This is a genomic window from Brevibacillus sp. NSP2.1, assembly GCF_000470975.2.
GTDB lineage: Bacteria > Bacillota > Bacilli > Brevibacillales > Brevibacillaceae > Brevibacillus > Brevibacillus agri.
Map to the genome: position 1 here is coordinate 700,001 of NZ_CP048274.1, position 26,061 is coordinate 726,061.

The 26,061-nt window shown below is 52.3% G+C and carries 25 protein-coding genes, 5 tRNA genes, 2 pseudogenes and 2 other annotated features (1 of these 34 running past the window's edge); of the genes and pseudogenes, 26 read left to right on the plus strand and 6 right to left on the minus strand.

Going from position 1 to position 26,061, the window contains the following annotated elements; all coding sequences use genetic code 11:
• Positions 1-1,999 (plus strand) — a sequence feature (mutual gap in cmsearch alignment for this rRNA model is longer than 100) (it extends 1,071 nt beyond the left edge of the window).
• Both M655_RS03400 and M655_RS03405 read left to right on the plus strand, forming a co-directional pair.
• Entirely contained in the window at positions 163-312 is a 150-nt protein-coding gene (locus M655_RS03400) for a hypothetical protein (protein WP_167333261.1), read from the plus strand. (Overlaps the previous feature by 150 nt.)
• Positions 533-634: pseudogene (locus tag M655_RS03405) on the plus strand (cation:proton antiporter regulatory subunit); the annotation flags it as partial.
• Here M655_RS03405 and M655_RS28245 read toward each other — a convergent pair.
• A pseudogene (locus tag M655_RS28245) lies at positions 623-1,266 on the minus strand (IS3 family transposase); the annotation flags it as partial. The pseudogenes M655_RS03405 and M655_RS28245 overlap by 12 nt on opposite strands.
• Positions 1,430-1,692, minus strand: a sequence feature (23S ribosomal RNA rRNA prediction is too short).
• A gap of 54 nt (positions 2,000-2,053) precedes the next feature.
• Between M655_RS28245 and M655_RS03420 the strand changes: the two are divergent.
• The 12 genes from M655_RS03420 to M655_RS03475 all read left to right on the plus strand — a co-directional run bounded on the left by M655_RS03420 (position 2,054) and on the right by M655_RS03475 (position 9,256).
• Positions 2,054-2,130, plus strand: a tRNA-Asp gene (locus M655_RS03420).
• Positions 2,131-2,172: 42 nt separating this feature from the next.
• Positions 2,173-2,248, plus strand: a tRNA-Phe gene (locus M655_RS03425).
• Positions 2,249-2,253: 5 nt separating this feature from the next.
• A tRNA-Lys gene (locus M655_RS03430) sits at positions 2,254-2,329 on the plus strand.
• 41 nt (positions 2,330-2,370) lie between these two features.
• Positions 2,371-2,446: transfer RNA gene (locus tag M655_RS03435), tRNA-Gly, on the plus strand.
• Positions 2,447-2,597: 151 nt separating this feature from the next.
• The gene (locus M655_RS03440; RefSeq protein ID WP_005826902.1) at positions 2,598-4,247 is read left to right on the plus strand and encodes a tetratricopeptide repeat protein; all 1,650 of its coding nucleotides are present in this window, start codon (positions 2,598-2,600) and stop codon (positions 4,245-4,247) included.
• 59 nt (positions 4,248-4,306) lie between these two features.
• Positions 4,307-5,266 carry a thioredoxin-disulfide reductase gene (gene trxB / locus M655_RS03445; protein WP_005826903.1) on the plus strand — a complete coding sequence of 320 codons (960 nt, stop codon included), beginning with the start codon at positions 4,307-4,309 and terminating at the stop codon, positions 5,264-5,266.
• Positions 5,267-5,503: 237 nt separating this feature from the next.
• The gene (rapZ, locus tag M655_RS03450) at positions 5,504-6,385 is read left to right on the plus strand and encodes an RNase adapter RapZ (protein ID WP_007782163.1); all 882 of its coding nucleotides are present in this window, start codon (positions 5,504-5,506) and stop codon (positions 6,383-6,385) included.
• An 85-nt stretch (positions 6,386-6,470) separates the two neighbouring features.
• Entirely contained in the window at positions 6,471-7,481 is a 1,011-nt protein-coding gene (gene mgfK / locus M655_RS03455; RefSeq protein ID WP_025848983.1) for a gluconeogenesis morphogenetic factor MgfK, read from the plus strand.
• 9 nt (positions 7,482-7,490) lie between these two features.
• Positions 7,491-8,438, plus strand: coding sequence for a DNA-binding protein WhiA (whiA, locus tag M655_RS03460; protein ID WP_005826906.1), 948 nt, complete (start codon positions 7,491-7,493; stop codon positions 8,436-8,438).
• A gap of 50 nt (positions 8,439-8,488) precedes the next feature.
• Positions 8,489-8,746 (plus strand): HPr family phosphocarrier protein, encoded by a 258-nt coding sequence (locus M655_RS03465; protein ID WP_005826907.1) that lies wholly within the window; start codon positions 8,489-8,491, stop codon positions 8,744-8,746.
• Positions 8,747-8,868: 122 nt separating this feature from the next.
• Complete coding sequence (locus M655_RS03470) at positions 8,869-9,063, plus strand: hypothetical protein (RefSeq protein WP_005826908.1); 195 nt, start codon at positions 8,869-8,871, stop codon at positions 9,061-9,063.
• 13 nt (positions 9,064-9,076) lie between these two features.
• Positions 9,077-9,256 carry an H-type small acid-soluble spore protein gene (locus M655_RS03475; protein WP_007782170.1) on the plus strand — a complete coding sequence of 60 codons (180 nt, stop codon included), beginning with the start codon at positions 9,077-9,079 and terminating at the stop codon, positions 9,254-9,256.
• Between the two features lie 191 nt (positions 9,257-9,447).
• Here M655_RS03475 and clpP read toward each other — a convergent pair whose 3' ends face one another.
• Both clpP and M655_RS03485 read right to left on the minus strand, forming a co-directional pair.
• Positions 9,448-10,050: an ATP-dependent Clp endopeptidase proteolytic subunit ClpP gene (gene clpP, locus M655_RS03480; RefSeq protein WP_007782171.1), complete on the minus strand. Its 603-nt coding sequence runs from the start codon at positions 10,048-10,050 to the stop codon at positions 9,448-9,450.
• Between the two features lie 131 nt (positions 10,051-10,181).
• On the minus strand, positions 10,182-10,403 hold the full coding sequence (locus M655_RS03485; protein WP_005826913.1) for a hypothetical protein: 222 nt from the start codon (positions 10,401-10,403) through the stop codon (positions 10,182-10,184).
• A 219-nt stretch (positions 10,404-10,622) separates the two neighbouring features.
• Between M655_RS03485 and M655_RS03490 the strand changes: the two genes are divergently transcribed.
• Together M655_RS03490 and M655_RS03495 are read left to right on the plus strand one after the other, a co-directional pair.
• On the plus strand, positions 10,623-11,087 hold the full coding sequence (locus M655_RS03490; RefSeq protein ID WP_005826915.1) for a copper amine oxidase N-terminal domain-containing protein: 465 nt from the start codon (positions 10,623-10,625) through the stop codon (positions 11,085-11,087).
• 393 nt (positions 11,088-11,480) lie between these two features.
• Positions 11,481-12,695, plus strand: coding sequence for a branched-chain amino acid ABC transporter substrate-binding protein (locus M655_RS03495; protein WP_005826917.1), 1,215 nt, complete (start codon positions 11,481-11,483; stop codon positions 12,693-12,695).
• A gap of 251 nt (positions 12,696-12,946) precedes the next feature.
• On the opposite strand, the gene M655_RS03500 is transcribed toward M655_RS03495, so the two are convergent.
• Positions 12,947-13,084, minus strand: a complete 138-nt coding sequence (locus M655_RS03500; protein WP_005826919.1) for a DUF4023 domain-containing protein — start codon at positions 13,082-13,084, stop codon at positions 12,947-12,949.
• Between the two features lie 41 nt (positions 13,085-13,125).
• The gene (locus tag M655_RS03505) at positions 13,126-15,000 is read right to left on the minus strand and encodes a PAS domain-containing sensor histidine kinase (RefSeq protein ID WP_005826920.1); all 1,875 of its coding nucleotides are present in this window, start codon (positions 14,998-15,000) and stop codon (positions 13,126-13,128) included.
• Between the two features lie 199 nt (positions 15,001-15,199).
• Between M655_RS03505 and M655_RS03510 the strand changes: the two genes are divergently transcribed.
• On the plus strand, positions 15,200-15,352 hold the full coding sequence (locus M655_RS03510) for a hypothetical protein (protein WP_005826922.1): 153 nt from the start codon (positions 15,200-15,202) through the stop codon (positions 15,350-15,352).
• A gap of 110 nt (positions 15,353-15,462) precedes the next feature.
• Here M655_RS03510 and M655_RS03515 read toward each other — a convergent pair.
• Positions 15,463-15,537, minus strand: a tRNA-Arg gene (locus M655_RS03515).
• A 222-nt stretch (positions 15,538-15,759) separates the two neighbouring features.
• On the opposite strand from M655_RS03515, the gene rpoN reads away from it, so the two are divergent.
• From rpoN to eno, 9 genes are all read left to right on the plus strand, one after another.
• Positions 15,760-17,133, plus strand: coding sequence for an RNA polymerase factor sigma-54 (gene rpoN, locus M655_RS03520; protein WP_007782190.1), 1,374 nt, complete (start codon positions 15,760-15,762; stop codon positions 17,131-17,133).
• A gap of 6 nt (positions 17,134-17,139) precedes the next feature.
• Positions 17,140-17,412 carry a glutaredoxin family protein gene (locus tag M655_RS03525; RefSeq protein WP_005826926.1) on the plus strand — a complete coding sequence of 91 codons (273 nt, stop codon included), beginning with the start codon at positions 17,140-17,142 and terminating at the stop codon, positions 17,410-17,412.
• Positions 17,413-17,588: 176 nt separating this feature from the next.
• Positions 17,589-18,614 carry a sugar-binding transcriptional regulator gene (locus M655_RS03530; protein ID WP_005826928.1) on the plus strand — a complete coding sequence of 342 codons (1,026 nt, stop codon included), beginning with the start codon at positions 17,589-17,591 and terminating at the stop codon, positions 18,612-18,614.
• Positions 18,615-18,632: 18 nt separating this feature from the next.
• Entirely contained in the window at positions 18,633-19,997 is a 1,365-nt protein-coding gene (locus M655_RS03535) for a Na+/H+ antiporter NhaC family protein (RefSeq protein ID WP_026558093.1), read from the plus strand.
• Between the two features lie 20 nt (positions 19,998-20,017).
• Positions 20,018-21,022, plus strand: a complete 1,005-nt coding sequence (gene gap / locus M655_RS03540) for a type I glyceraldehyde-3-phosphate dehydrogenase (protein WP_005826932.1) — start codon at positions 20,018-20,020, stop codon at positions 21,020-21,022.
• A gap of 96 nt (positions 21,023-21,118) precedes the next feature.
• A complete protein-coding gene (locus M655_RS03545; protein WP_005826935.1) occupies positions 21,119-22,303 on the plus strand; it encodes a phosphoglycerate kinase in 1,185 nt (394 codons plus the stop codon).
• 21 nt (positions 22,304-22,324) lie between these two features.
• Positions 22,325-23,083 (plus strand): triose-phosphate isomerase, encoded by a 759-nt coding sequence (gene tpiA / locus M655_RS03550; protein ID WP_005826937.1) that lies wholly within the window; start codon positions 22,325-22,327, stop codon positions 23,081-23,083.
• 15 nt (positions 23,084-23,098) lie between these two features.
• Positions 23,099-24,640 carry a 2,3-bisphosphoglycerate-independent phosphoglycerate mutase gene (gene gpmI, locus M655_RS03555; protein ID WP_025848995.1) on the plus strand — a complete coding sequence of 514 codons (1,542 nt, stop codon included), beginning with the start codon at positions 23,099-23,101 and terminating at the stop codon, positions 24,638-24,640.
• Between the two features lie 87 nt (positions 24,641-24,727).
• On the plus strand, positions 24,728-26,014 hold the full coding sequence (gene eno, locus M655_RS03560; protein WP_026558092.1) for a phosphopyruvate hydratase: 1,287 nt from the start codon (positions 24,728-24,730) through the stop codon (positions 26,012-26,014).
• Positions 26,015-26,061: the final 47 nt, after the last annotated feature.

The window sequence follows — 26,061 nt, forward strand, 5'->3', positions numbered from 1 at the left end:
AACGATGTGGACTTGCCCAGACAACCAGGATGTTCGCTTAGAAGCACATTTGCCCGGGAGAATCTGTGCAAAGCTATGGGCCTTGCGCACGCCAAATCTGGTAAATATGGTACAATTCTTTCTATTAGATAGATTAGCAGAAAATGTAAAAGGAGCGATCCGATGCTGGTTTTGGTTGCCGTCGTTGCCGTTGCTGCTTTGGCTGCCCTGTACGACGCCCTGCGGAAAATCAACGCGAACATTCTCATGCAAGTCGAGCAAAACGAACGAATCATCAAGCTGCTGGAAGACATCAAAAAAAGACAATCATAGTGTTCAACCCAAGTTAAAGATCGTTTACCTGGACTACTCGCAGAGGCGGTCTTTTTTTGTACTTTTCTGCCCATTCAGAAATCAGACAAAGTGTGTCATATTTTTTGCAAACTGTTTCGAAATATAGACTTTTCGCATCATTTAAGTATATGATGATATTAGCAAACAATTATTTGTTTGTCGAAAAACAGGTGGATTCCACTTTTTAGGAGGCGTTTCCATGTTCACTATCAGGGAATCAGATTTGCCAGGAATCGGACGAAAGTACCAGGTGGAAACAAGAAGCGGCGACAAGCTGATTATCATTATCCACGATGGAGGGCTTGCGGCCGGCAAATGGACGCTTTTTGCGGATCACTGAGCGGATGCCCAATTCTCGCATCAGTCGGCGAACTTTCTTCGTATTTACTTGTAGTCCCTCTTTGCGTAGAGCCGTGCGCATTCGTTTATACCCAAAGTATGGGCGAATGCGGTGAATTGCCAGTATATGTTCCTTTAGGTCGGCATCCTGCTCTACACGTACCTTACGAACCTTCTCCGTCGCCTTCCACTTGTAGTAGCCCGCCCGGGAGACCTCCGCTATTTCGCATAGCATGACCACAGCGTACTTGCGACTCATTTCTTCGATCGTCCTAAACCGGGTTTGCTTATCCAACTTCCCTCCCCGTGTAGATTTGGATTGAGCTTTTTTAGGTATTCGACCTGCGCTTTCAAGTAGTTGTTCTCTTCCTCTAGACTGCTGAAATACTTCTTGATCCATCGCCCTCTATAGTCTTCAAACGTTTCACCGTTTTGCCGTTTCTGTACCCACTCCCGAATCTGCGTCTTACTTTTAATGCCTAATTTCTCCATTATCATTGGGTAGCTCCAATGCTCCTCAACCCGCAAACGTACTGCTTCGCTCTTCGTTGCTTCGTCATATTGCTGCTGTTTTTGCCCTTTACGTGGCGGCATAAGAAAATCCCCTCCGGTCAACAGTGTTTATCTCATCATACCATGAGGTCTTTTTTCACTGTCTACCATGAGGGGATAATACCACCCATTGTGAGGTAAAGAGGCTTATTTCATTCCCTGAAAACTGGATCTGCATGTTTGCTAAGAGTGTGTGGATAAGTCCTCGACCGATTAGTATTCGTCAGCTCCACGCGTTGCCGCGCTTCCACACCGAACCTATCAACCTCATCGTCTATGAGGGGTCTTACCAGCTTAACGCTGTGGGAAATCTCATCTTAAGGGGGGCTTCACGCTTAGATGCTTTCAGCGCTTATCCCTTCCATACATAGCTACCCAGCCGTGCTTCTGGCGAAACAACTGGTGCACCAGCGGTATGTCCACCCCGGTCCTCTCGTACTAAGGGCAGCTCCTTTCAAATTTCCTACGCCCGCGACAGTTCGGTCCCTATCTGTCGCGGGCGTAGGAAATTTGAAAGGAGCTGCCCTTAGTACGAGAGGACCGGGTTGGACATACCGCTGGTGCACCAGTTGTTTCGCCAGAAGCACGGCTGGGTAGCTATGTATGGAAGGGATAAGCGCTGAAAGCATCTAAGCGTGAAGCCCCCCTTAAGATGAGATTTCCCACAGCGTTAAGCTGGTAAGACCCCTCATAGACGATGAGGTTGATAGGTTCGGTGTGGAAGCGCGGCAACGCGTGGAGCTGACGAATACTAATCGGTCGAGGACTTATCCACACATCTCTTAGCAAACATGCGTATTCAGTTTTGAAGGAACAAACCTTCCACAATGGAGCTGTGGTGAAGTTGGAGTTCACGCCGGTCTGTCACACCGGAGGTCGCGGGTTCGAGTCCCGTCAGCTCCGCCATTTCTATCTAAGAAAAAGTCAGAAATGGCAATGGAATAGCATGGCTCGGTAGCTCAGTCGGTAGAGCAGAGGACTGAAAATCCTCGTGTCGGCGGTTCGATTCCGTCCCGAGCCACCATGTACGAGCCATTAGCTCAGTTGGTAGAGCATCTGACTTTTAATCAGAGGGTCGAAGGTTCGAGTCCTTCATGGCTCACCAGTTTTTACAAACAATTGAACAGGGAAAAGATGATACAATATGCGGACGTAGCTCAATTGGTAGAGCGTCGCCTTGCCAAGGCGAAGGTCGCGGGTTCGAGACCCGTCGTCCGCTCCATTACAGTTCGTAAACACCACTTGCTATGCGCCAGTGGTGTTTTCCTGCTTTTACCTGTAAAATACACACTTTAAAAGTCGAGTCAGCTTGTAGGCTGGCACCGCTTCTGGTACGATACTTGAAGTGCTGCTCCTATGATGTTGGAGGTTTTATGAAACATAACAAAAGTATTTTGAAAAAAACAACTGTCGTCGACTTCAAGCAAGATGCCGCTTTTTTTGTCGACCGGGGAATGCGCTTTTTGAACCGGTACGACTATGAAAAAGCACTGCGGTCGTTTCGGCGCGCCGTTGAGATGGAGCCTGCCAATGTGGAATGCCATTGCCACCTGGCCAGTGCCCTCGCCGAAACCGGACAGTTTGAAGCATCGAATGAAGTCCTGTACGAGATTATAGAAAAATGGGACCCGTCCATGGTAGAAGTGTACTTCTATATGGCGAACAACTACGCCAATCTGGAAGACTACCAGATGGCAGAAGAAATGGCCGTCCGTTATCTGCAAGAGGCGGGCAACGGGCATTACCGCGAGGAAGCGGAAGAACTGCTCGATTACATTTACTTCGAGCTGGACTTGCCGCCGCGCCACTTCCAGCCGAGTGAAAACGAGGATGTGTACAGCAAGCATGAGCGTGCACGCCGCAGTCTGGAGGAAGGCCGCTTCCTGGAGGCGCTGGATATATTGAAAGAAATCGTGGAAGCCGACCCCGACTTTTTGCCGGCCTGGAACAACTTGTCGCTCGCCTATTACTATGTGGGCGATTTCCAAAAAGCGATGGAGACGATCGACAAGACGCTGGAGAAGGAGCACGGCAACTTGCATGCGCTGTGCAACCTCGCCGTTTTGCTCTCCCATCACAACCATACAGTAGAACTGCTGGCGTTGATGGACATGCTAAAAAAGGTCGTTCCGTTTCACCCGGAAAACACGTACAAGCTGGCAACGACCATGGGAGTGCTTGGACAGCATGACGAGGCGTACTTCCACTACCAGCGGATGCTGCGGGCGGGCCGTCCGCACGAAGCCTGCACCTACCACTATGCGGCGATCTCCGCGTACTTGAGCGGGCGAAAAGACCAGGCTTTGCGCTGGTGGCAAAAAGCCAAGCAGATGGACCCGGAATCCGGAATTGCCGACCAGTACATCCAGATGGTAAAAAACGAGCAAGAAGGGGAAACTATAAAGCCGATTCCGTACCAGTACAACCCGCCGCAACGCGACGTGTCCTGGGAAAAGGCGCCGTTTACCGGAGTAGAGGACTTCAAAAACGATCCGATGATTCGCGCATCGCTTTTGTGGGCCTTGCAGCATGGACGCGACGAAGTCAAATTTGCCGTTCTGCAAACTTTGTCGTTGATTGGCGATGATGAGGCTGAGCACGCTGTTCGCCAATTTTACTACCAGACCGACAATCCCCAACTGCAAAAGCTGGCTCTGCTGGCGCTGGCAGACATGGGAGCGGCCATGCCCGAGGATGCGCCCAAATCGGCTGTAAAAGGGCACCAAAGCAGTGCCGTTCAGGCTGAGATGAGCGTAGAAGAAGGGATTCACCGCTACCTGCTCGCAGAAGGACAGCAAGAGGCCGGAGAATGGTGCCTGCGCGTCTGGGAAAAGCATCAGAAATACGCACAAAGCCAAGTACAAGTGCGGAAAGCAGTTGCATGGATCGCTGCATTAGAATATGTATACGGAACAATAGGGAACAACAAAAAATCGCAAGCGTATCTGGCCGAGAAATACGGGATCTCCACGGCAACCGTAGCAAAATGCGTCAAAGTATTGTCGACACTTGATTTTAAATAGATTATTACATTATAATAATTTTAAATAAAAGAAGCGTGTCAGACGAGGAGGCAACAGATATGAGCGAGCAAAAAGTTTATGACGTTATCATCGCCGGAGCCGGCCCTGCTGGTATGACGGCTGCTGTATATACTTCCCGCGCCAACATGAGCACTCTGATGCTGGAGAGAGGTATTCCTGGCGGCCAGATGGCCAATACGGAGGAAATCGAAAACTATCCAGGCTTCACTTCCATTCTCGGTCCTGACCTCTCCACCAAAATGTTCGAGCATGCGCAGCAGTTCGGTGCAGAGTACGCCTACGGCGAGATCAAGGAAATTCGCGATGAAGAACCGTACAAACGCGTAATCACTGGGGACAAGGAATACTTGGCCAAAGCGGTAATCGTTGCAACAGGTGCCGAGCATCGCTTGCTCGGAGTGCCAGGGGAAAAAGAGCTGTCCGGCCGCGGCGTTTCCTACTGCGCTGTGTGCGATGGCGCTTTCTTCCGCAACAAAGAGCTGGTTGTCGTAGGCGGCGGCGACTCCGCGGTAGAGGAAGCCGTTTTCCTTACCCGCTTCGCTTCCAAAGTGACGATCGTCCACCGTCGCGATCAGTTCCGCGCGCAAAAAATCTTGCAAAAACGCGCTTTTGAAAACGAAAAGATCGAAGTGATCTGGGATTCCGCTGTAAAAGAAATTCGCGGAGAAGGCAAAGTGCAGTCCGTCCTCCTGGAAAACACCAAGACTGGCGAGCAGCGAGAGTTTGCGACAGACGGCGTGTTCATCTACGTAGGTATGGACCCGTTGACCGAAAGCGTGCGTTCGTTGGGCATTACCAATGACGCAGGGTACATCCTCACCGACGAAAAAATGCACACCAAAGTAAAAGGCGTGTTCGCAGCCGGTGACGTTCGGGAAAAAATGCTGCGCCAGGTCGTGACAGCAACCGGAGACGGTTCCATTGCGGCCCAATCGGCTCAACACTACGTGGAAGAGCTGAACGAAAAGCTAAAGGAACAAAATGTCACAATCTCTTAACGTGCTTGTAACATGAGTGAAATAATTCAAGGGTAAGATAAAGACAATGAATTGACCCCCTTATCTATATAAACATTGTTGCGTGGCTGGCATTTCAGTCGCGCATCTTTTTTTGTCCAAAAACAGCTTGTTCGCGAGCGGAAACGAAAGCTGGGAAAAGTGGGGAAGCGCCCAAAAAGGTGCGAATAGGGGCGCGAGTATGGTATGCTATTGTCAGAATCGTAGGAGGCGAGTTGCGTGACGGAATTGGGAAACGACAAGGCCATTAATCTCCTGATTATTACCGGAATGTCAGGTGCGGGAAAAACAGTTGCTGTACAAAGCTTGGAGGACCTGGGTTATTTTTGCGTTGACAACCTGCCCCCAGTACTGATTCCCAAATTTGCCGAGTTGGTCAAACAGTCTGGCGGGAGTATTGAGCGTGTCGCTTTGGTGATCGACTTGCGTGGACGGGAGTTTTTCGAAAGTCTCTCCGTGACGATCGAGAGCCTGGATCAGATGGAGGGATTGTCGTATCACATCCTCTACCTCGATGCGAACGACCAAACGCTGGTTTCCCGTTACAAGGAAACTCGTCGCAGACATCCGCTTTCACCGAACGGTTCCCCTCTGGAAGGAATTCATGCTGAGCGCCGTCTGTTGCAGGAAATGAAGGGCTGGGCGCATCAGATTATCGATACGAGTCAAATGAAGCCAGCGCAGCTTCGGGAAAAAATCATCAACCAATACGCACAACAAGGATCACCCCTTACGATCAATGTATTGTCGTTTGGCTTTAAATACGGTACGCCGATTGACGCGGACTTGATGTTTGATGTCCGGTTTTTGCCGAATCCGCATTATGTAGACGAGTTGCGGCCCAAGACCGGATGCGATCCAGAGGTGGCTGATTACGTGATGAAGCACAAGGAAACCAAAGAGTTCATCGAGAAGCTGACGGACTTTTTGGCGTACACCTTGCCTCATTACCAGCGCGAAGGCAAAAGCCAGCTTGTGATCGGAATCGGCTGTACGGGCGGAAAACACCGCTCGGTCGCGATTGCAGAGCATCTGGGCCAGACCTTCGGAAAAGATTTTACCATCCGCGTCAGTCATCGAGACATGGAAAAGAACAAGTGAGCATAGGATGGCAGGAAGAAAAACGTTAGGTCATCCGCAAGAGAACGCCACCTGTTTATTTGTATCAGAAATAATGAGGTGACATATGCCTACTAAGGGAATGGGGAGGCTGCAGTCAAGGCCATTACGAATTGTCGTCATTGGCGGAGGAACGGGTCTGTCCGTCCTTTTGCGCGGTTTGAAGCATGAGCCGGTGCATATTACAGCGATTGTAACCGTAGCAGACGATGGGGGAAGCTCGGGACGTCTGCGCGAGGAAATGGATATGCTGCCGCCCGGAGATATTCGCAATGTGCTGACTGCTTTGGCCGATACGGAGCCGTTGATGGAAAAAGTCATGCAGTACCGTTTTTCCTCAGGCACGGGATTAGCAGGGCATAATTTGGGAAATCTATTACTTGCCGCAATGAACGAAATCACGGGAGATTTTGTCACCGCAGTCAAAACATTGAGCGGAGTTTTGGCGGTGCGTGGAGATGTGCTGCCTGCGTCCACGCAATCCATTCGTCTGAAAGCCGAAATGACGGATGGCTCAATCGTGATCGGAGAATCCCAAATACCGCTGACAGGCAAGGAAATCAGACGGGTTTTCCTTGATCCGGCAGACGCTGTGCCGCTGAGCGAGGCGCTTTTGGCCATTGCTGAGGCGGATGCCATTTTGATTGGACCGGGCAGTTTGTACACGAGCATACTGCCCAATTTGCTGGTGCGCGGTCTGTTTGCTGCGATCAAGCGCTCAACGGCCCCGAAGATTTATATTTGCAACGTAATGACACAGCCAGGAGAGACGGACGGTTTCACCGCCTCGAAGCATGTGCAGGTCATGTACGATCATGTAAAAGAATCATTTCTGGATACGATCATTGTCAATTCAGCCGAGCTGCCGAACCACGTGTTGGAAAAATACGCGGAGAAAGGAGCGGCTCCTGTCCCCTGTGACCTGAAAAAGCTGCGTCAGCTCGGCTTGCATATTGTCGCAAAGCCGTTGGTTACATTTGAGGATGGTTACCTGCGTCACGATGCGCATGCCGTGAGCAAGCAAGTCGTTTCACTCGTCAAGCGCAGACGGAGGGTGCTGAAGATAGAGAAGGAGTAGTGAGGTTCGATGTCATTCGCCGCGCATACCAAAAAAGAACTGACCATGATGGAGGGCGCCGACTGCTGTAGCAAGGCCGAATTGTCTGCCTTGATCCGTATGAACGGGAGCTTGCAGTTCGGAGCAGGACGCCTGGTGCTGGATGTGACGACGGAAAATGCGGCGATTGCCAGAAGGATTTACACCTTGATTAAAAAGCTGTTTCAGACGCACTGCGAGCTGCTCGTTCGCAAAAAGATGCGGCTGAAAAAGAACAACGTCTACATCGTGCGAATACCTAACCAGGCCAATGAAATTTTGCAAGACCTGGCGATCATGGACAGCAGCCTGTCGTTCGTACCCGGGATCGCTCCCGAGATTGTGAAAAAGTCGTGCTGCCGGGCTGCCTACCTGCGCGGTGCTTTTCTGGCAGGCGGTTCGGTCAACCATCCGGAGGCATCCAGCTATCATCTGGAGATATTCACCTCCTATCAGGATTTTTGCGAAGCATTGACCAAGATCGCCAATCGGTATAAACTAAATGCCAAGTGCATCGAGCGGAAAAAGGGGTACGTCCTCTACATTAAAGAAGGCGAGAAAATCACGGAGTTTTTGAGCCTGATCGGAGCACACCAGGCTCTGTTGTATTTTGAGGACGTCCGGATCGTAAAGGACATGCGCAACTCTGTGAACCGTTTGCACAATTGCGAGATTGCCAACATCAACAAAACGGTAAACGCTGCCACAAGACAAATGGAAAACATTCAGCTCATCGACCAGGAAATCGGGCTGGAGAACTTGCCCAGACGTCTGCGTGAGGTAGCCGAACTTCGTGTGGCACACCCCGACATCAATTTGAAAGAACTGGGGGAAATGGTCCCAAGCGGAGTTGTCAGCAAATCGGGAATTAATCACCGCTTGCGAAAAATTAACGAAATCGCTGACAAAATACGTGAAAAACAAAATCTTTCGTTGTAGATGCATGATATACTAAAGGATAATAGTCTACAAGGTTAGGAGGTCCATTCATGGTTCAACAGCAGGTTGTGGTTCAGTTGAAGACCGGTTTGCAGGCTCGTCCGGCTGCCTTTTTCGTACAAGAGGCCAACCGTTTTGTATCGGAAGTATTCGTAGAAAAAGGCAACAAAAAGGTCAACGCGAAAAGCATCATGGGTATCATGAGCCTCGCCATCAGCTCGGGAACGGAGATTACCATCTTGGCAGAAGGGCCGGATGCCTCCCAGGCAGTTTCGAGCCTTTCCAATCTGGTAAGCAAAGAAGAGTAGAAAACGATGGACGAAAGACACTGTCCCTTAATCGGGGGTGTCTTTTTTTGCGTCCATGCATCATTTTGCGTGGCGCAGGGTATTGCTAAACAATGTAGAGCGCAATAAAGGAGGAATGACTCATGAGCAATCGTGACACGTGTCGGGATAGCTGCAACGAAGGTCGGGATGCATACGACATGGACATCGACCGGATGATAAATGAAGGACTTGGAGGCGGAATCGTTTCCGATCAGAACGGCTTGATCGAGGAAACGAGCGTGGATACGATGACAGGGGCAAGCTCCGCGCAGCAAGCCTTAGACGACGAGCGATAAGAGGGAAGAACCTATGGATCTGACAAGAGCGCAGGCTATTCTTTATTCTCCTGAAAAAATCAAGGTAGAATACCAAGGCGAGTCGGTGTGGATCGATGCAGTTGACGAGAGGACGTCTACCGCGCGCATTCATCAGGAAAGAAACCCCGGCAACAGCTTGACTGTGTACGTCAGTCAGTTGGAAGAAGTCTAAGTCTACCCTCGCAAACGAAACAAAAGCGTAGCTGGCAAGCCGAGCGCGGGACGTCCTGGCGTTTTCACGGCTGCTTTGTCAGCGAATGATAAGGGCGTGCCGACAGGGGACCACCGAGGCACATACAGCGCCCTATAAAAAAACACTCGTGCCAACAATTCGATGGGCACGAGTGTTTTTTGACGCAGACGTTACTTTTTCGAAGAAGGCTCGGAAGTAATGACTTTGTCGATCAATCCGTACTCTACTGCTTCTTGGGCAGAGAGGAAGTTGTCGCGATCCGTATCCTTCTGGATGCGCTCCAGCGGCTGTCCTGTACGCTCAGCCAGGATGGTGTTCAGGTGGTCGCGCATTTTCAAAATGCGTTTCGCCGCGATTTCGATATCGCTTGCCTGACCTTGTGCACCGCCCAATGGCTGGTGAATCATCACTTCGCTGTTTGGCAGCGCATAGCGTTTGCCTTTTGTTCCGGCAGCGAGCAGGAAAGCGCCCATCGAAGCGGCCATTCCGATACAAATGGTGGAGACGTCTGGCTTGATGAAGTGCATCGTATCGTAAATCGCCATTCCGGCAGTGATGGAACCGCCAGGACTGTTTATGTACAGATGAATGTCTTTCTCCGGATCTTCCGCCTGAAGGAACAACAGTTGGGCCACCACAATGTTGGCTACCGTGTCATTGATGGGGGTTCCCAGAAAGATGATGCGGTCTTTGAGCAGGCGCGAATAAATATCGTAAGCACGTTCACCGCGGTTGGTCTGTTCAATGACAGTTGGAATCAAATTCATGTGCATCTCGTCTTCCTCCTCTCTTTGTAAGATTATCATACACCAAAGGTCAATGAAGGTCAAACACATAAGTGCACGCCCTCACTACCATGTTTGCCATTTTGCCTCTCCCTAAACCTATGGCAAAAGGAAAGCATTCATTCTTCTTCCGCGTCGTCTGCTTCCGTCAGGTCGACAGCCAGCTTGAGCGTCGCCTTCATCTTTTTGCCCTTGATGATCGTATATTCCTCCACCTGCTTGGCCGAAAGCTGATTGATGGCCTCTGCCAGCTCCTGCTGATTTTTGTACGGCTGGATGGTCAGCAAACATTCTTCATCGCTGGCTTCCTGGTAAATCAGAAAAAAACGATCGCTCGCCATGAGAGCTTCCTCCGTTCAAACAAAGTTATCCACAGTTTTATCAACAGGTTGTGCACAAAACATTTGTTCGCGGGATAGCACGCCTGATTTCCATAGTTTTGGCATATTTGGCGTCTCGTTAACATAGGAAAAGTATGGAATGAAAAAGAGGAAAAAGCAGATATGTGTCGAAAATGATAAAATTGGAATTCATTTCATAAAAATCGAGGGGTGTTTAGTATGCTTCGCAAGTTTTCCACATTGATGCTTACAGCCGCTTTGCTGACAGGAAGTGTTGCAGCGACTGCTGCTTTTGCCCAACAGGCACCTGCACAGCAACAACTGAAAATCAAAGTTGAGCTGAATGGCAAAGAGCTGCCGTTTCCTCAAGACATCGTAACTGAAAACGGAGTGGCTTATGTAAACGCAAGTACGTTGGCATTGGCACTCGGAGGCGCAGCAGCATGGGATACCATGACCAAATCGCTTCTGGTTTCCAAAGATAACAAGTACGGCCTGCGCATGTATGAAAACAGCACGTTTGCTTACAAAAACGGCAAGGAAATCCGCGTGCCGAACCCGCCGCGTGCAACTACCGGAGCTGTGCTGGTACCATTGGTGTACATCGCACAAGAGCTGGGTGCCAAAGTGACTTACGATGCGAAAACACTCACCTACAAGCTGACAACCGAGATCAATTCGTAACCTTTTGGATGATTCCTCCGTTGTGATTGCCTTCGCGCTTCTCGTATAATAGAGAAAAAGCAGGCGCAATCGAGAGGGGACTTACACTCATGCAAGGAACCACGTTTGCCAGTGTAGCGATGCTGGTTGGCTTTGTAGTATTGGCCATATACGTTACGTGCAAAGCGTATTCCCAAAAATACAAAGAGTAATAATATTTTTCCATAAAAACGACCACTCTTGCGGGATGTGGTTGTTTTTATTTAATTTTCTGAAAATATACTGCACGGAAATATAAACCAAGGCAATAAAACAGGAGAAATATTATCATTTCTATTGCAAATTTTCTAAAATATCCTACAATGAAAGAGTGCATCATAGTTTGTTCGTAAATAAAGAGGGGGATGTTTTGCTATGAAAAAACAGAAATCACTGTCAATTCTGGCTGCTACGGTAGCACTGGGGACATTGCTTGCAGGTTGCGGCGGCGGTCAATCCAGCGCCCCACAATCGAACAGCGGAGGCGGAAGCACCAGTGGCGGCGGAGCAGGGGAGAAGCTGGTTATCGCCGTAGTCGGTCCGATGTCCGGCCAATATTCCGATTATGGAAGCACAGCCAAAGCAGGTGCGGAATACGCCCTGAAGGAAAAGCAGGAGGCGTTCAAGGCGCTCGGCTTTGACGTACAGCTTTCCGCACAAGACGACCAGGCTGACCCGAAACAAGGGGTAGCCGTCGCCCAAATGTTGATTTCCAACCCTGATGTGGTAGGTGTCGTCGGCCACGCAACAACTGGTGCCTCGATTACTGCCGCTGCCCAATACGATCAAGAAAAGCTCGTGATGGTATCTCCATCCGCAACAGGTTCTGACCTGACTGAGCAAGGCAAAAAGATCGTACACCGCATCTGTGCGCGTGATGACCAGCAAGGCTCCAAGGCAGCCATCTACGCGAAAAACCAGCTCGGTGTAAAATCGGCGTTCATCATGCACGACAAGGCTGCTTACGGCCAAGGTCTTGCGGAAGAAGTGAAAAAGCAGTTTGAAGCAGACGGCGTGCAAATCGTCGGCTTCGAAGGCGTAACCGCAGGCGAGAAAGATTACAGCGCGGTCATCAACCAGATCGTGTCGAAAAATCCGGAAATGATCTACTTCGGCGGCTACTACTCCGATGCTGGTATCATCGTCAAGCAGGCGCGCGAAAAAGGCTTCAAAGGCATCTTCATGGGTGGAGACGGCTACGACTCCGCTGACCTGGTGAAAATCGCCGGCGCTGAAAATGCGAACAACGTCGTCTTCACCTCGACTGTCGGTGACGTAGGCGCTACAGAAGAAGGCAAGAAATGGATCGAAGACTTCGAAAAATCGACTGGCAACAAAGTGGGGATCTTCACATCTTTCGGTTATGATTCCATGGGCGTAATGCTCAACGGTCTGGAAGAAGCGATCAAAGCGAACGGCGGCAAAAAGCCAACCCGTGAGCAAGTGCTGGAAGCCGTGCACAAAACAAAAGACTACAAAGGCAAATTCGTAAACGTGACCTTCAACGACAAAGGCGACAACGAGTTCGCGTCCGTCTACGTGTACAAATACGAAGACGGGAAAAAAGTTTACATCGGCGAAGCGAAGTAATCGGTCGGTAGGAACGAGCCGTTTGGGACATACTACGTTTGGCACGAAGACCAGCTAGAAGGAGGCATTCGCATGTCAAACAATCGCAATACGAAAAACGGCGGCAATCAAGGGCACAGCAGCAAGACCCAGGATACCCAGAAGCAAAAGTCCGAACGAGATCGCAACCTGAACAAGCAAGACCCGCAATAAGCGAAAAGCAAAAAGCCCACCCAAGCGAGCTTGACGCTCCTGGGTGGGCTTTTGCGATCTTACCAGATTCCTTGCTTGCTCGGCAGCCGTTTTTCCGGGTGGCCGTAGCCTTGGTGCTTGCGGCTTCTCAGATTTTTCGCCTGCGATTCGCGAATTTTGGCGACGAACTCGCTCGTGCTCATTTTGGTAAAGTCCATAGGGCACCTCCATCTTCCACGCTGTTTGGCTTGACGCCTTTTTAGGATGGCCCTTTTTGCTCGTGCGCAATCGGGAGCGTAATTTTTACAGTCGTGCCCTCATTGCGTTTGCTGGCGATTTCCAGGTGGCCTCCGTGGTCTTTGATGATTTTGCTGCTAATCATCAGGCCCAGGCCGGTTCCGTTTTCCTTTGTAGTGAAAAAAGGATCGCCCAGCTTCGGAATCAGCTCTTCCGGTATTCCGCAGCCGTTGTCCGCGATCGTAATCAGTACCTCCTGATCGGCCTTTGCGCTGGTGGCTAGCATGATCTCGCCGTGTCCGTCAATCGCTTCGAGCGCATTTTTGACGATGTTGATAAACACTTGCTTCAACTGGTTTTCTTCGCCGGAAATAACGGGGGCATACTCAAAAGACGTGTGAATCGGAATGTTTTTCAGGTTCGATTCCGATGCCAGCAAGGTCAAGACGTTTTCCAGCAAGGAGACGAGGGAAAGCGACTTGATCTGGACGTTGTGCGGCTTGGAAAGCACGAGCAGCTCGCTGACGATGAAGTTGATCCGGTCCAGCTCCGAGAGCATGATGTCCGCGTACATTTGTTGCTCGCTCAGCGTCGGCTTCAAAAGCTGGATAAAGCCTTTCAGCGAAGTGAGCGGATTGCGAATCTCGTGCGCGATGCCCGCGGCCAGCTCGCCGATCACCGAGAGCTTCTCTGCCTGGCGGAGCAGCAGCTCGTTGTTGCGGCGCTCGGTAATGTCGCGGGACACGATGATAAAGCCGTCGCACTCGCCGCAGTCGGTCAAAATCGGCGCGCCTTTTGCCTCCAGAACGATCCAGTCGCCATGCGCGCTCCGGTAGCGAAATTCGCAGGTGCGAGGCTCCAGCGTCCGGACCAGATCGTGAAATTGCTCGCGGACACGCTCGACGTCTTCCGGGTGAACGCATTGGAAGCACATTGGCCCGGCGTGCTGGCTCGTCCCTGTGACCCGCTCATAGGAAGGCGAGAGGTGCACGATCTCGCCATGCTTGTCGGTAATCAAAATCAAATCGTCGGTATGCTCGGCAATGATTTTGCTTTCCTTTTTGATGCGGGACAAAGCCGCCTCGGAAACTTTGCGTTCCGTGACGTTGCGGGACACAAACATGATGTTTTTGACGGTCCCGTCTTCCTGGACCATGGGAATGCCGCGCGTCTCGAAGGAGATCCACGCGCCGTTTTTATGCCGGGAACGAAGCTCGAGGAAGACGGGCTGTTTGGTTTGGAAAATTTCCCGCTGTTTGGCCAGGAGCAGAGGGAAGTCTTCGGGATGAGTGATTTCCAGGCTGCCCGGAGAGACGAGCTCGGCAGGCGAGTAGCCGAGCTGCTGCTCGATGGATGGAGAGACGTATATCCGCTGCAGCGTCTCGTCGAAAATCGTCACAAGGTCCTGGGTATGGTCAATCAACAGCCGATACTTGGTTTCGGTCTGGCGCAGCGCTTTTTCGATCCGCTTGCGGTCGGAGATATCGCGCGTGACGCAGGAGGCCGCGATAATGGTGCCATTTTCGTCCCGGATGGGGGTTGCGGACAGCGTAACTTCTACGAGTGTCCCGTCTTTGCGCTTTCGCACCGTCTCGTAGTTGGTCAAATGAACGCCCATGCTCCTGACGGCGTCAAACAGTTGTCTCGTTTCGTTGACGAGCTCGTCCGGGATAAAACAGTACGGAGAAGCGTCAAGCTCCTCCAGCGACCACCCGTAATATTGCTCAAACGCTTGATTGACCAGCACGATGCGGTTGTCCATGTTGCTGATGGAGATGGCATCTGTCGTATAGTGAAAAAACGCTTTCAAAATCTGGTCGGGAAAGAGGAGACTCGTCATCTGGCGCGGAACATGCTTCTTTTTCCACGTAAACGTGGGCTTTAGCTGATCTGTCATAAATATCCTGCCTTGCGGTTCAATTATTTGGATAGTCGTGTCGAGATAGTATTCGTGTTGTTGACGGTGTTTTCCTATCGCCAAAATTAGAATATAGTGGGATTGGCTGGTAATTTATCGTTGGTAAACGGTTGAAGGTTCAAAAGCGCCGAAAAAATAGGCTATAATGTAGGGAGCAAAAACTGGCGGGGGTGTATGCATGAGCACGGGGTTTATCATCGTTCTTGTCCTGACGTTTGTTCTTATCATCGGGGCCACGATTTTGGTTACGAATAAAGCTTATTCCCGGAAACCGGAGCAGATTGATCCGCTGCCGGGGAAAGACGCGGCGAGCAAAGAGCTGGATCAGTAGAGCGGAAAAAATCAAGCCTGCGGCGAGGATGGCGCTGCGCAGGCTTTTTTGGCGCGAAAAACAGGGCTGTAAACAGAAAAAAGACTGGAATGCATCCAGTCTTTTTCGTATGGTACGCCTGAAGGGAATCGAACCCCCGCACATGGTTCCGGAGACCATTGCTCTATCCACTGAGCTACAGGCGTGCAATATAATGGGTGACACTAATTAATTATAAGTCATCCACGGGGAAAAATGCAAACGAAAAACGAGATTTTGTGTGATTTTTTTTCATGAGTGTGAACAGGAAGCAATCTCAATTTTTTGTGTACGCTCTTCAAAAATTGGCAGGAAAATTGCAAGAGAGAACGAATATAATGAAAATTAAAGAGACATTCGCAAGAAGCAGTGGGAAGGGGGCGAGCTTCATGAACATGGGATTGGGTTTGTATCAGGAACAGACGCTGAAACTTGTGATGACGCCGGAGTTGCGTCAGGCCATTACTATATTGCAATACTCTGCTGTTGATCTGATCTCCTATTTGCAGGATCAGGCCAACGAAAATCCTGTATTTGACCTGGAAGTGGCAGCGGAAGTGGCTACGGCAAAAGCAGAAAAGCCGGCGCCGGAAATCGACTGGAAGGAAATCGTCGGAAACCGCGCGACAGGCGATTATTCTCCGGCAAAAAATGAAAGCACTTACAACCCGCTGGATTACGTGCAGCAAGGCAACGAAAACTTGTATGAGCATCTGGAGCGGCAGCTTGGCTATGTAAAAGGCTTCTCGCCTCTGCAAAAGCGAATCGCACTGTTTTTGATCGGAAATTTGGACGAAAAAGGCTATCTGGAAATTACGCTGGAGGAAGCGAGCCGCAATCTCGGGGTAGACGTGCCGGAGATTGAGGATGTGCTGTCGGTGTTGCAGCATTTTGATCCGGTAGGCGTGGCGGCGCGTAGTCTGGAGGAATGTTTGCTCTTGCAGTTGGAGCACCTGGCCCTCGACGACGAAAAGATCGTCCTGGTCGTGCGCAACCATCTGCAAGACCTCGCCGACAACCGCTACCAGCGCATTGCCGACAAAGTGGGCTGCACGCCGCAGGAAGTGCAGACGATGGCGGATTTGGTCCGCACGCTGAATCCAAGGCCCGGCGCCCAGTTTTCCCAGGCGGAGACGAGATACGTCATCCCGGACGTGACGGTGGAAAAGGTCGGGAGCGAGTACGTCGTGCTCGTCAACGATGTGGCGGCGCCGCGTTTGAAAATCAACAGCTTTTATGAGAAAATGCTTAGTCAGCAAAAAAGCCAGGAAGAGGCGAAGCAGTTTATCCACGACAAGCTTAACGCTGCGATGTGGCTGGCGAAAAGCCTGGAACAGCGCCGTCTGACGCTGATGCGCGTCACCCAGGCGATCGTGGACATGCAGCGCGACTTTTTCGACCGCGGCATCCATTACTTGAAGCCGATGACGCAAAAGGAGATCGCCGAGCGGGTCGGCTTGCACGAATCGACGATCAGCCGTGCGACCAGCAACAAATACGTGCAGACTCCGCGGGGCATTTTTGAGCTGAAATACTTCTTTACTTCCGCCCTCACCACTTCCAGCGGGTCTGCGACATCCTCGGAGAGCGTCAAACGCAGAATCAAGGCGTTGATTGAGCAGGAGGATCGCAAGGCGCCGCTGTCTGACCAGAAGCTGGGGGAAATGCTGCTTGCGGAAGGAATCGAAATTTCTCGCCGCACGGTCGCCAAGTACCGCGAAGAAATGCTGATCCCGTCCTCTGCAAAACGAAAGAGGTTTTAAACGACAATGAACAACAAGCAGCTTGAGGTCGTCCTGTACGGACGGAAAAAATGCCATTTGTGCGACGATGTGGAGCTTGCCATCCGCAGTCTGGCGGAGGAGTTTCCGTTGCAACTGCACATCGTGGACATTGAGAGCGACGCACAGCTTCACGAAGAAATGATGCTGGTGATTCCGGTAGTGGCGATCGACGGAGAAGTAGTGTTCCGTTCGATTACGCATGTAGTGACGATCGAGGAGCTGCGGGCTGAGTTTCGGAAGCGCCAGTTGACCAGTTGAATGGAAGAAAAGCTCCCCCTGCCAAGATTGGGCTAGGGGGAGCTTGCATGTTTTTCGCCGATATGCTACATTCAAGGTGTAGCAAGTGATCTTTTTTTTGCACCAATCGGGACAAAAAATGTATATACAGGGACAAAAAATGTCCCGATCAATTTTACAGCCAAGGATGTAAGCACATGCGACGATTACTGGAACTGCAGCAAAAGCTGCTGCCTGATCTGACTCAGGTCTTGCGCGAGAGGTATATGCTGCTCCGGTCGATCTACCACTTGCAGCCGATCGGACGCAGAGGGCTTGCGCAAGCGATGAATACGACAGAGCGTATTTTGCGGGCGGAAGTCGAGCTGTTGAAGGAGACAGGGCTGTTGACGGTTACCGCCGCAGGGATGCACCTGAGCGGAGAGGGGCAGCAGGTGCTGGATGACATGGAGCCGCTCGTAGGCGAACTGTTTGGCCTTACAGACTTGGCAGAAGGTCTGCAAAAGAAGCTCGGCATCCCGGAAGTGATCGTGGTGCAGGGCGACGCAGACCAGTCGCCGTGGGTCAAGGATGAGCTGGGGCGCGTAGGAGCGAGAGTGCTGAAGCAGGTCGTTCAGGAGGGAGATATTGTCGCCGTGACAGGCGGCACCTCCATCGCAAGCGTAGCCAACCACTTGACGCCTTCCGCTTCGTTCAAAAATGTGCAGTTTGTGCCCGCACGCGGCGGCCTGGGCGAGAGAGTGGAGCTGCAAGCCAACTCGCTTGCCGCTGCCATGGCTGCAAAGACTGGCGCTACTTACCGGCTGCTTCACGTGCCGGATCGCCTGCATCCGGAAGCCTTGCAGACGCTGCTCAAGGAGCCGCAGGTGCAAGATGTGCTCTCGCTTTTGCGGGATACGCGCATCGTGCTGCACGGCATCGGCGACGCCCTCGCAATGGCTCGCCGCCGCAATTATTCGGAAGAGGAGCTCGCTGATTTGGCAGAAGCCGGGGCGGTGTCTGAGTCCTTCGGCTACTACTTTAATGAAGCGGGCGAAATCGTCCACCGGATGCCGACGATCGGGCTGCAACTGGAGGAAGTGCACAAAGCTGAAACGGTACTCTCCATAGCGGGGGGCGAAAGCAAGGCAAAAGCGATTCTTTCCTTTGCCAAACAATCGTGTCAGAATGTACTCATTACGGATGAAGGGGCTGCAAGAGCCTTGTTGTCCGCACGATTGTAACGGAAGGAAGCTGATCGTATGTCTATGGCGCAGGTTATGCCCATCCTGGCGATGATTGCAGGAATTGTGCTCAGTTTGTCACTCGGTTTTCCGATTGCGCTGGGGATTGTTTTTGCGATCCTGGTCACACTGGTTAGTGTGAGCAAACTGGGCTATTCCTTGAAGCAGCAATTCTCGTTTGGCTGGGAAGGCGTCAAGAAGACGAAGCCGGTTCTCATGATCCTCTTCTTGGTGGGCGTGTTGATTCCGCTTTTGATGATGGGAGGAACCATACCCGCGATCATTTACTACGGGTTGTCCATCGTCAACGTCGACTATTTGTTTGTTCTCTCCTTTTTGCTGACAGGAGCGGTCAGTTATCTGCTGGGGACCTCTGTTGGCACCTTGAGTACCATCGGCCTGTCGCTGATGGGGATTGCCCATGCGGCAGGCATTTCGCCAGCGATTGTCGGTGGCGCGTTGATCTCCGGAGCGATGGTGGGAGAGCGGTTTTCGCCGATTTCCAGCAGCCGGCTGCTCGTCCTGTCCAATGTCGGAATGACAGAAGAACAGGACAGGCGAACCAGGCGTCCTGCCATGCTCGCGACAGGCATATGCGCCGTGCTGTTTCTCCTCATGGATCTGTTTCGCACACAGACCGGTTCCGGCGAGATGATTTCGTTGTATCAAGGGCTGTTGTCCAGCCACTTTTCGCTAAATGGGTTGCTCATGCTGCCGCTGATTGTCCTGATCGGGTCTTTCGCCCTGCGAGTAAAGGCCGTGACCGCGCTTTTGTACGGAATCGTGGTCAGCGCCGTCATGGTGGGCATTCACGGACAGCTTGACGCCAAGACGTTTTTTTCCGCCATGCTGTACGGATACGAGCTGCACTCGGGCACACCGCTCGATCAGCTTGTGCACGGCGGTGGGATGGTTGCCATTTTGAACGTTCTGCTGCTGATTGTCCTGGCAGGCTTTTTGAACGGCATTTTGAACCAGGCCAACATACTTACTCCGATTGTCGACAAATTGATGGGCAATACGAAAAATCCGACCGTACTGGTAGCAAAAGCGGCAGCGTTGTCACTTTTGGTCGTCATTATCAGTTGCAACCAGACCATTCCGATTCTGGTGCTTGGCTCGACGCTTCTCGAACGGTTCTCGCAATGGACCGGCGGACGCGAGCTGCTGGGCAAAACGATGCTGGACTCCACGGTTGTCATGCCTGTGCTGATCCCGTGGAACGGCCTGTCGATGGTGATGGCTTTGACGCTCGGCGTTCCTACTGTACAGACGTTGCCCTTCGTGTTTTTCAGCATTGTATTGCCGATTGTCACGATTCTCTCCACCCGAGGCTTTTCGCCGGAAGGTGGGTTTATAGCCACAAAGAATAAAGCTAGCTAACGAGCAGGAGGTTTTTTCTCATGGTAAAAGTAGGGATTAACGGTTTTGGACGAATTGGTCGCAACGTGTTCCGCGCAGCACTCAGCAATCCGAATGTAGAAATCGTAGCCGTAAACGATTTGACTGACGCGCAAACGCTCGCTCATCTGCTCAAATACGATTCCGTGCACGGTGTGCTGGACCTGCCTGTAGAAGCGGGCGAAAACACGCTGATCGTGGGCGGAAAAGAAATCAAGGTTCTCGCTGAACGCGATCCTGCCCAACTGAAATGGGCCGACTACGGAGTAGAGATCGTCGTTGAGTCTACAGGCCGATTCACCAAGCGCGAAGATGCGGCGAAGCACCTGGAGGGCGGAGCGAAAAAAGTCATCATTTCTGCTCCTGCTACGAATGAAGACATTACGATCGTCATGGGCGTAAACGAGGACAAATACGATCCGGCGAAGCACACCGTCATCTCCAACGCGTCCTGCACAACCAACTGCCTGGCGCCGTTTGCCAAAGTGCTGAACGACAAGTTCGGAATCGTGCGCGGTCTGATGACCACCGTGCATTCCTACACCAACGACCAGCAAATTCTCGACCTGCCGCACAAAGACTTGCGCCGTGCCCGCGCTGCTGCGGAAAACATTATCCCTACCTCCACAGGGGCAGCAAAAGCAGTGGCACTCGTGCTGCCTGAGCTGAAAGGCAAGCTGAACGGCTTCGCGATGCGCGTACCGACTCCAAACGTGTCGGTTGTCGACCTGGTAGCCGAGCTGAAAACCGATGTTACGGTAGAAGAGATCAACAACGCGCTGAAGGAAGCGGCAGAGGGTCCGATGAAAAACATCCTGGGCTACTCCGAAGCTCCGCTCGTCTCTTCCGACTACAACGGCAACCCGGCGTCCTCCACAATCGATGCGCTGTCCACGATGGTCCTGGAAGGAAACATGGTGAAAGTCGTTTCCTGGTACGATAACGAGTGGGGTTATTCCAATCGTGTCGTAGACTTGTGTCATTTTGTTGCACAGCGCGGCTTGTAACACGTAAAATAGAACTGTTGTGAAAAAGGGAGAGCAATCTCCCTTTTCCCATATGTTTTTTCCGAATAAAAAGCCAATGATTTGGGAGGATCGTTCATGAACAAGAAATCTATCCGCGATGTTGAGCTGGCAGGCAAGCGCGTATTTTGCCGTGTCGACTTTAACGTGCCGATGCAGGACGGGAAAATTACCGATGATACTCGCATTCGCGCTGCTGTGCCAACTATCCGTTTCCTGATGGAAAAAGGGGCCAAAGTAATTCTGGCAAGCCATTTTGGCCGTCCGAAGGGGCAAGTAGTGGAAGAGATGCGTCTTACTCCTGTCGCTTCCCACCTGTCTTCGCTTTTGGACAAGGAAGTGCGCAAGCTGGATGATTCCATAGGGGCAGACGTAGAAGCGGCAGTCGGGCGCATGGAAAACGGAGACGTGATCCTGCTCGAAAACGTGCGCTTCCATGCGGGAGAAGAAAAGAACGATCCGGAACTGGCAAAAAGCTTTGCGGCGCTGGCCGATCTGTTTGTCAATGACGCTTTTGGGGCAGCACACCGGGCACACGCTTCCACAGCGGGAATTGCCCAATACATACCGGCTGTAGCGGGGCTGTTGATGGAAAAGGAAATTCGCTTCCTGGGCGGAGCCTTGTCCAAGCCAGAGCGTCCATTTACGGCAATCGTCGGCGGCGCAAAAGTAAAAGATAAAATTGCTGTGATTGAGAACTTGTTGACCAAGGTTGACCACTTGATTATCGGCGGCGGCATGGCAAATACATTCCTCAAGGCACAAGGCTATGGCATCGGCGCATCGCTGTGCGAGGATGACAAGCTCGATCTGGCTCGTAGCTTGATGGAGCAGGCAAAAGAGCGCGGCGTCGAGCTTTTGATGCCAGTCGACGTCGTTGTGGCAGACCGCTTTGCGGCTGACGCGGAGAAAAAAGTCGTTTCCATCGATGCGATTCCGGATGGCTGGATGGCGCTCGATATCGGGCCAAAAACAGTGGAACAATACCGTAGCGTGATTGTCGAGTCCAAAACGGTCGTTTGGAACGGACCGATGGGCGTGTTTGAAATGGACGCTTTTGCAGAAGGCACAATCGGCGTCGCCAAAGCGATGGAAGCGTGCGCGGGTACGACCATCATCGGCGGCGGAGACTCCGTGGCTGCGGTGGAAAAAGCGGGCGTAGCCGAGCAGATGACCCACATTTCTACAGGTGGCGGGGCGTCGCTGGAATTTATGGAAGGCAAGGAGCTGCCAGGCGTAGCTGTGCTGGCAGATCACGAATAAGAGCGAAGCGGGGGAGTTTGCATGCGGACACCAATTATCGCGGGGAACTGGAAGATGTTCAAGACGATTGCCGAGGCGAAGGCGTTTGCGGAAGAAGCCAAGGCTGGCAACAGCACTTCCGGGGTACAAAAAGTCATTTGCGCGCCATTTACAGCTTTGGCTGCCTTGAAAGAGGCGTTTGCCGGCACAGATATTGCCGTTGGCGCGCAAAACATGCATTTTGCCGAGCAGGGTGCATACACCGGGGAAATCAGCGCGGCGATGCTGAAGGAAATCGGCGTGGAGTACGTGATTCTCGGCCATTCCGAGCGTCGCCAATACTTCAATGAAACAGATGAGAGCGTGAATCAAAAAGTCGTAGCTGCGCTTGCGGCAGGTCTGGTGCCGATCGTGTGTGTCGGCGAAAGCCTGGAGCAGCGGGAAGCAGGCGAAACTGCTCAAGTTGTGCGCACGCAGACGGAAGGGGCGTTTGCGGGCCTGACAGCCGAGCAGGTGGGAAAAAGCATCATCGCCTACGAACCGATCTGGGCGATTGGCACAGGCAAGTCCTCGACTGCCGAGGATGCCAACGAGACGATTTCGTTGATCCGCAGCGTGGTCGCGGAGCGCTTCGGCCAGGCGACAGCGGAAGCCGTGCGTATTCAGTACGGCGGCAGCGTCAAGCCGGAAAACATCGCCAGCTACATGGCGCAGCCGGATATCGACGGTGCGCTGGTCGGCGGAGCGAGCCTGGCTGCGGACAGCTACTTGCAGCTTGTGGCAGGTGCGGCCAAGCGATAGGAGGAGGAGAAACAGATGGCACAAAGACCAAAGCCGGTAGCGCTGTTGATTCTGGATGGCTTTGCCTTGCGCAGCGAAACGTACGGCAACGCGGTAGCGCAAGCGAACAAACCGAACTTTGACCGTTTCTGGAACGAATACCCCCATGCGACGCTGGAAGCGAGTGGACTGGCTGTCGGATTGCCGGAAGGGCAAATGGGGAACTCCGAGGTAGGACATCTGAACATCGGTGCAGGCCGTGTCGTCTATCAAGATTTGACCCGCATCACCAAGTCGATTCGCGAAGGCGCCTTTTTTGAAAACGAAACATTGGTAGCTGCCTTCGAGCACGCGAAGCAAAACAACAAGCAGCTCCACCTGTTCGGGCTATTGTCCGACGGCGGCGTGCACAGCCATATCGAGCATTTGTACGCGATTTTGGAGCTGGCCAAGCGGCAAGATTTTGACCGCGTCTACATTCACGGCTTTCTCGACGGCCGCGACGTATCGCCGGACAGCGCCGTTGGCTACATTGAGCAACTGCAAGCGAAGATTGCGGAAATCGGCGTAGGCAAAATCGCAACGGTGCAGGGCCGCTACTACGCGATGGACCGGGACAAACGCTGGGAGCGCATCGAAAAAGCGTATCGCGCCATGGTGTATGCGGATGCTCCCGCTTACCGCGATCCGATCCAGGCGGTCAAAGAGTCCTACGAAAAGTCGATCATGGACGAATTTGTCATGCCGACAGTGATTGTCGGCGAAGACGACAAGCCGGTGGCGAAGATCGAAAGCGGCGACTCGATCATCTTTTACAACTTCCGTCCTGACCGGGCGATCCAAATTTCGCAAGCATTTACGAACGAGGACTTCCGCGGCTTTGATCGCGGCGAGGGACGCCCGCGCGATCTGCACTTTGTCTGCCTGACCCATTTTTCCGAGACGGTGAACGGGTATGTGGCCTACAAGCCTTCCAATCTGGACAACACATTGGGAGAAGTGCTTTCGCAGCACGGATTGAAGCAACTGCGCATCGCCGAGACGGAGAAATATCCGCACGTGACTTTCTTCTTTAGCGGCGGGCGCGAGCAGGAGTTCCCAGGCGAGACCCGCATCCTGATTCCTTCGCCAAAAGTGGCAACCTACGACCTTCAGCCGGAAATGAGCGCTCCCGAGCTGACCGATGCGGTTGTCGCAGAGATTGAAGCGGAGAACTTCGACGCGATCATTCTCAACTTCGCCAACTGCGACATGGTCGGCCACTCCGGGAAAATGGAGCCGACGATCAAGGCCGTCGAAACCGTTGACGCATGCCTGGGCCGCGTAGTTGACGCGATTCTCGCCAAAGGAGGCGTGGCTGTCATTACAGCCGACCACGGCAACGCCGATCTGATGCTGGATGAGGAAGGGCGTCCGATCACCTCGCACAGCACGTATCCCGTGCCTGTGATTGTGACCAAAGCAGGAGAGAAGCTGCGAGAAGACGGTATTTTGGCCGATCTGGCTCCGACCTTGCTCGACCTGCTGGGAGCCGAGCAGCCAGTGGAAATGACAGGCAAATCGTTACTTGCAAAATAGCCCGCTCTAGGACACACTGATAGGTGACTAGATGCCATACAAATACTTGCGGGGCACCTCGCATACTAAAAGGAGATGGATCGAGAAATGGCAATGATTACTGACATTTATGCACGCGAAATTATGGACTCCCGCGGTAATCCAACCGTGGAAGTGGAAGTATATCTCGAAGACGGCTCGATGGGCCGTGCAGCAGTTCCATCCGGAGCGTCCACAGGTGCCTATGAAGCGGTTGAGCTTCGCGATGGCGACAAAGCCCGCTACCTGGGCAAAGGCGTACTGAAAGCCGTAGAAAACGTCAACGAAATCATTGCTCCTGAGCTGATCGGCATGGATGCTCTGGATCAGGTAGGCATCGACATGGCGATGATCCAGCTCGACGGCACGCACAACAAAGGCAAGCTGGGCGCAAACGCGATCCTCGGCGTCTCCATGGCGGTAGCACGCGCTGCTGCTGACTCCCTCGGAGTGCCTCTCTACAACTACTTGGGCGGTTTCAACGCAAGAACATTGCCAGTTCCGATGATGAACATCTTAAACGGCGGCAAGCACGCAGACAACACAGTAGACATCCAGGAATTTATGGTTATGCCAGTAGGCGCAGAGTCTTTCAAGGAAGCGCTGCGCATGGGCGCGGAAATTTTCCACTCCCTGAAAAAAGTGCTGCATGACAAAGGTCTGAGCACAGCAGTAGGCGATGAGGGCGGCTTCGCTCCAAACCTGAAGTCCAACGAAGAAGCGATCACGACCATTCTGGATGCGATCAAGGCTGCTGGCTACGAGCCGGGCAAAGACGTGTTCCTCGCGCTGGACGTAGCAGCGACCGAAATGTTCAAAGACGGCAAATACCACTTCGAAGGCGAAGGCGTTGTGAAAACAACCGAAGAAATGATCGCGTTCTACGAAGACCTGGTAAACAAATACCCGATCATCTCCATCGAAGACGGCTTGTCCGAAGACGACTGGGATGGCTGGAAAGCGCTGACTGACAAGCTGGGCAGCAAAGTACAGCTCGTGGGCGACGACCTGTTCGTAACCAACACCGAGCGTCTGGCGCGCGGTATCGAGTCTGCTACAGGTAACTCCATCCTGGTGAAAGTAAACCAGATCGGTACCCTGACAGAGACTTTTGAAGCGATTGAAATGGCGAAGCGTGCTGGCTACACAGCCGTTATTTCCCACCGCTCCGGCGAAACCGAAGACTCCACCATCTCCGATATTGCTGTAGCGACCAACGCGGGACAAATCAAGACAGGTGCGCCTTCCCGTACCGACCGCGTAGCGAAGTACAACCAATTGCTGCGCATCGAGGACGAACTGGCTGACACTTCCCGTTTTGGCGGACGCGCTGCATTCTACAACCTGAAAAAATAAGGCCACAGGCCAGCCAAAAGAAGCGGTACCTGCGCAGGTGATGCGTA

Coding starts and splice junctions, on each gene's coding strand:
- M655_RS03400 (WP_167333261.1), top strand. CDS start 163: ATGCTGGTTTTGGTTGCCGTCGTTGCCGTTGCTGCTTTGGCTGCCCTG.
- M655_RS03440 (WP_005826902.1), top strand. CDS start 2,598: ATGAAACATAACAAAAGTATTTTGAAAAAAACAACTGTCGTCGACTTC.
- trxB (WP_005826903.1), top strand. CDS start 4,307: ATGAGCGAGCAAAAAGTTTATGACGTTATCATCGCCGGAGCCGGCCCT.
- mgfK (WP_025848983.1), top strand. CDS start 6,471: ATGCCTACTAAGGGAATGGGGAGGCTGCAGTCAAGGCCATTACGAATT.
- whiA (WP_005826906.1), top strand. CDS start 7,491: ATGTCATTCGCCGCGCATACCAAAAAAGAACTGACCATGATGGAGGGC.
- M655_RS03465 (WP_005826907.1), top strand. CDS start 8,489: ATGGTTCAACAGCAGGTTGTGGTTCAGTTGAAGACCGGTTTGCAGGCT.
- M655_RS03470 (WP_005826908.1), top strand. CDS start 8,869: ATGAGCAATCGTGACACGTGTCGGGATAGCTGCAACGAAGGTCGGGAT.
- M655_RS03475 (WP_007782170.1), top strand. CDS start 9,077: ATGGATCTGACAAGAGCGCAGGCTATTCTTTATTCTCCTGAAAAAATC.
- clpP (WP_007782171.1), bottom strand. CDS start 10,050: ATGCACATGAATTTGATTCCAACTGTCATTGAACAGACCAACCGCGGT.
- M655_RS03485 (WP_005826913.1), bottom strand. CDS start 10,403: ATGGCGAGCGATCGTTTTTTTCTGATTTACCAGGAAGCCAGCGATGAA.
- M655_RS03490 (WP_005826915.1), top strand. CDS start 10,623: ATGCTTCGCAAGTTTTCCACATTGATGCTTACAGCCGCTTTGCTGACA.
- M655_RS03495 (WP_005826917.1), top strand. CDS start 11,481: ATGAAAAAACAGAAATCACTGTCAATTCTGGCTGCTACGGTAGCACTG.
- M655_RS03500 (WP_005826919.1), bottom strand. CDS start 13,084: ATGGACTTTACCAAAATGAGCACGAGCGAGTTCGTCGCCAAAATTCGC.
- M655_RS03505 (WP_005826920.1), bottom strand. CDS start 15,000: ATGACAGATCAGCTAAAGCCCACGTTTACGTGGAAAAAGAAGCATGTT.
- M655_RS03510 (WP_005826922.1), top strand. CDS start 15,200: ATGAGCACGGGGTTTATCATCGTTCTTGTCCTGACGTTTGTTCTTATC.
- rpoN (WP_007782190.1), top strand. CDS start 15,760: ATGAACATGGGATTGGGTTTGTATCAGGAACAGACGCTGAAACTTGTG.
- M655_RS03525 (WP_005826926.1), top strand. CDS start 17,140: ATGAACAACAAGCAGCTTGAGGTCGTCCTGTACGGACGGAAAAAATGC.
- M655_RS03530 (WP_005826928.1), top strand. CDS start 17,589: ATGCGACGATTACTGGAACTGCAGCAAAAGCTGCTGCCTGATCTGACT.
- M655_RS03535 (WP_026558093.1), top strand. CDS start 18,633: ATGTCTATGGCGCAGGTTATGCCCATCCTGGCGATGATTGCAGGAATT.
- gap (WP_005826932.1), top strand. CDS start 20,018: ATGGTAAAAGTAGGGATTAACGGTTTTGGACGAATTGGTCGCAACGTG.
- M655_RS03545 (WP_005826935.1), top strand. CDS start 21,119: ATGAACAAGAAATCTATCCGCGATGTTGAGCTGGCAGGCAAGCGCGTA.
- tpiA (WP_005826937.1), top strand. CDS start 22,325: ATGCGGACACCAATTATCGCGGGGAACTGGAAGATGTTCAAGACGATT.
- gpmI (WP_025848995.1), top strand. CDS start 23,099: ATGGCACAAAGACCAAAGCCGGTAGCGCTGTTGATTCTGGATGGCTTT.
- eno (WP_026558092.1), top strand. CDS start 24,728: ATGGCAATGATTACTGACATTTATGCACGCGAAATTATGGACTCCCGC.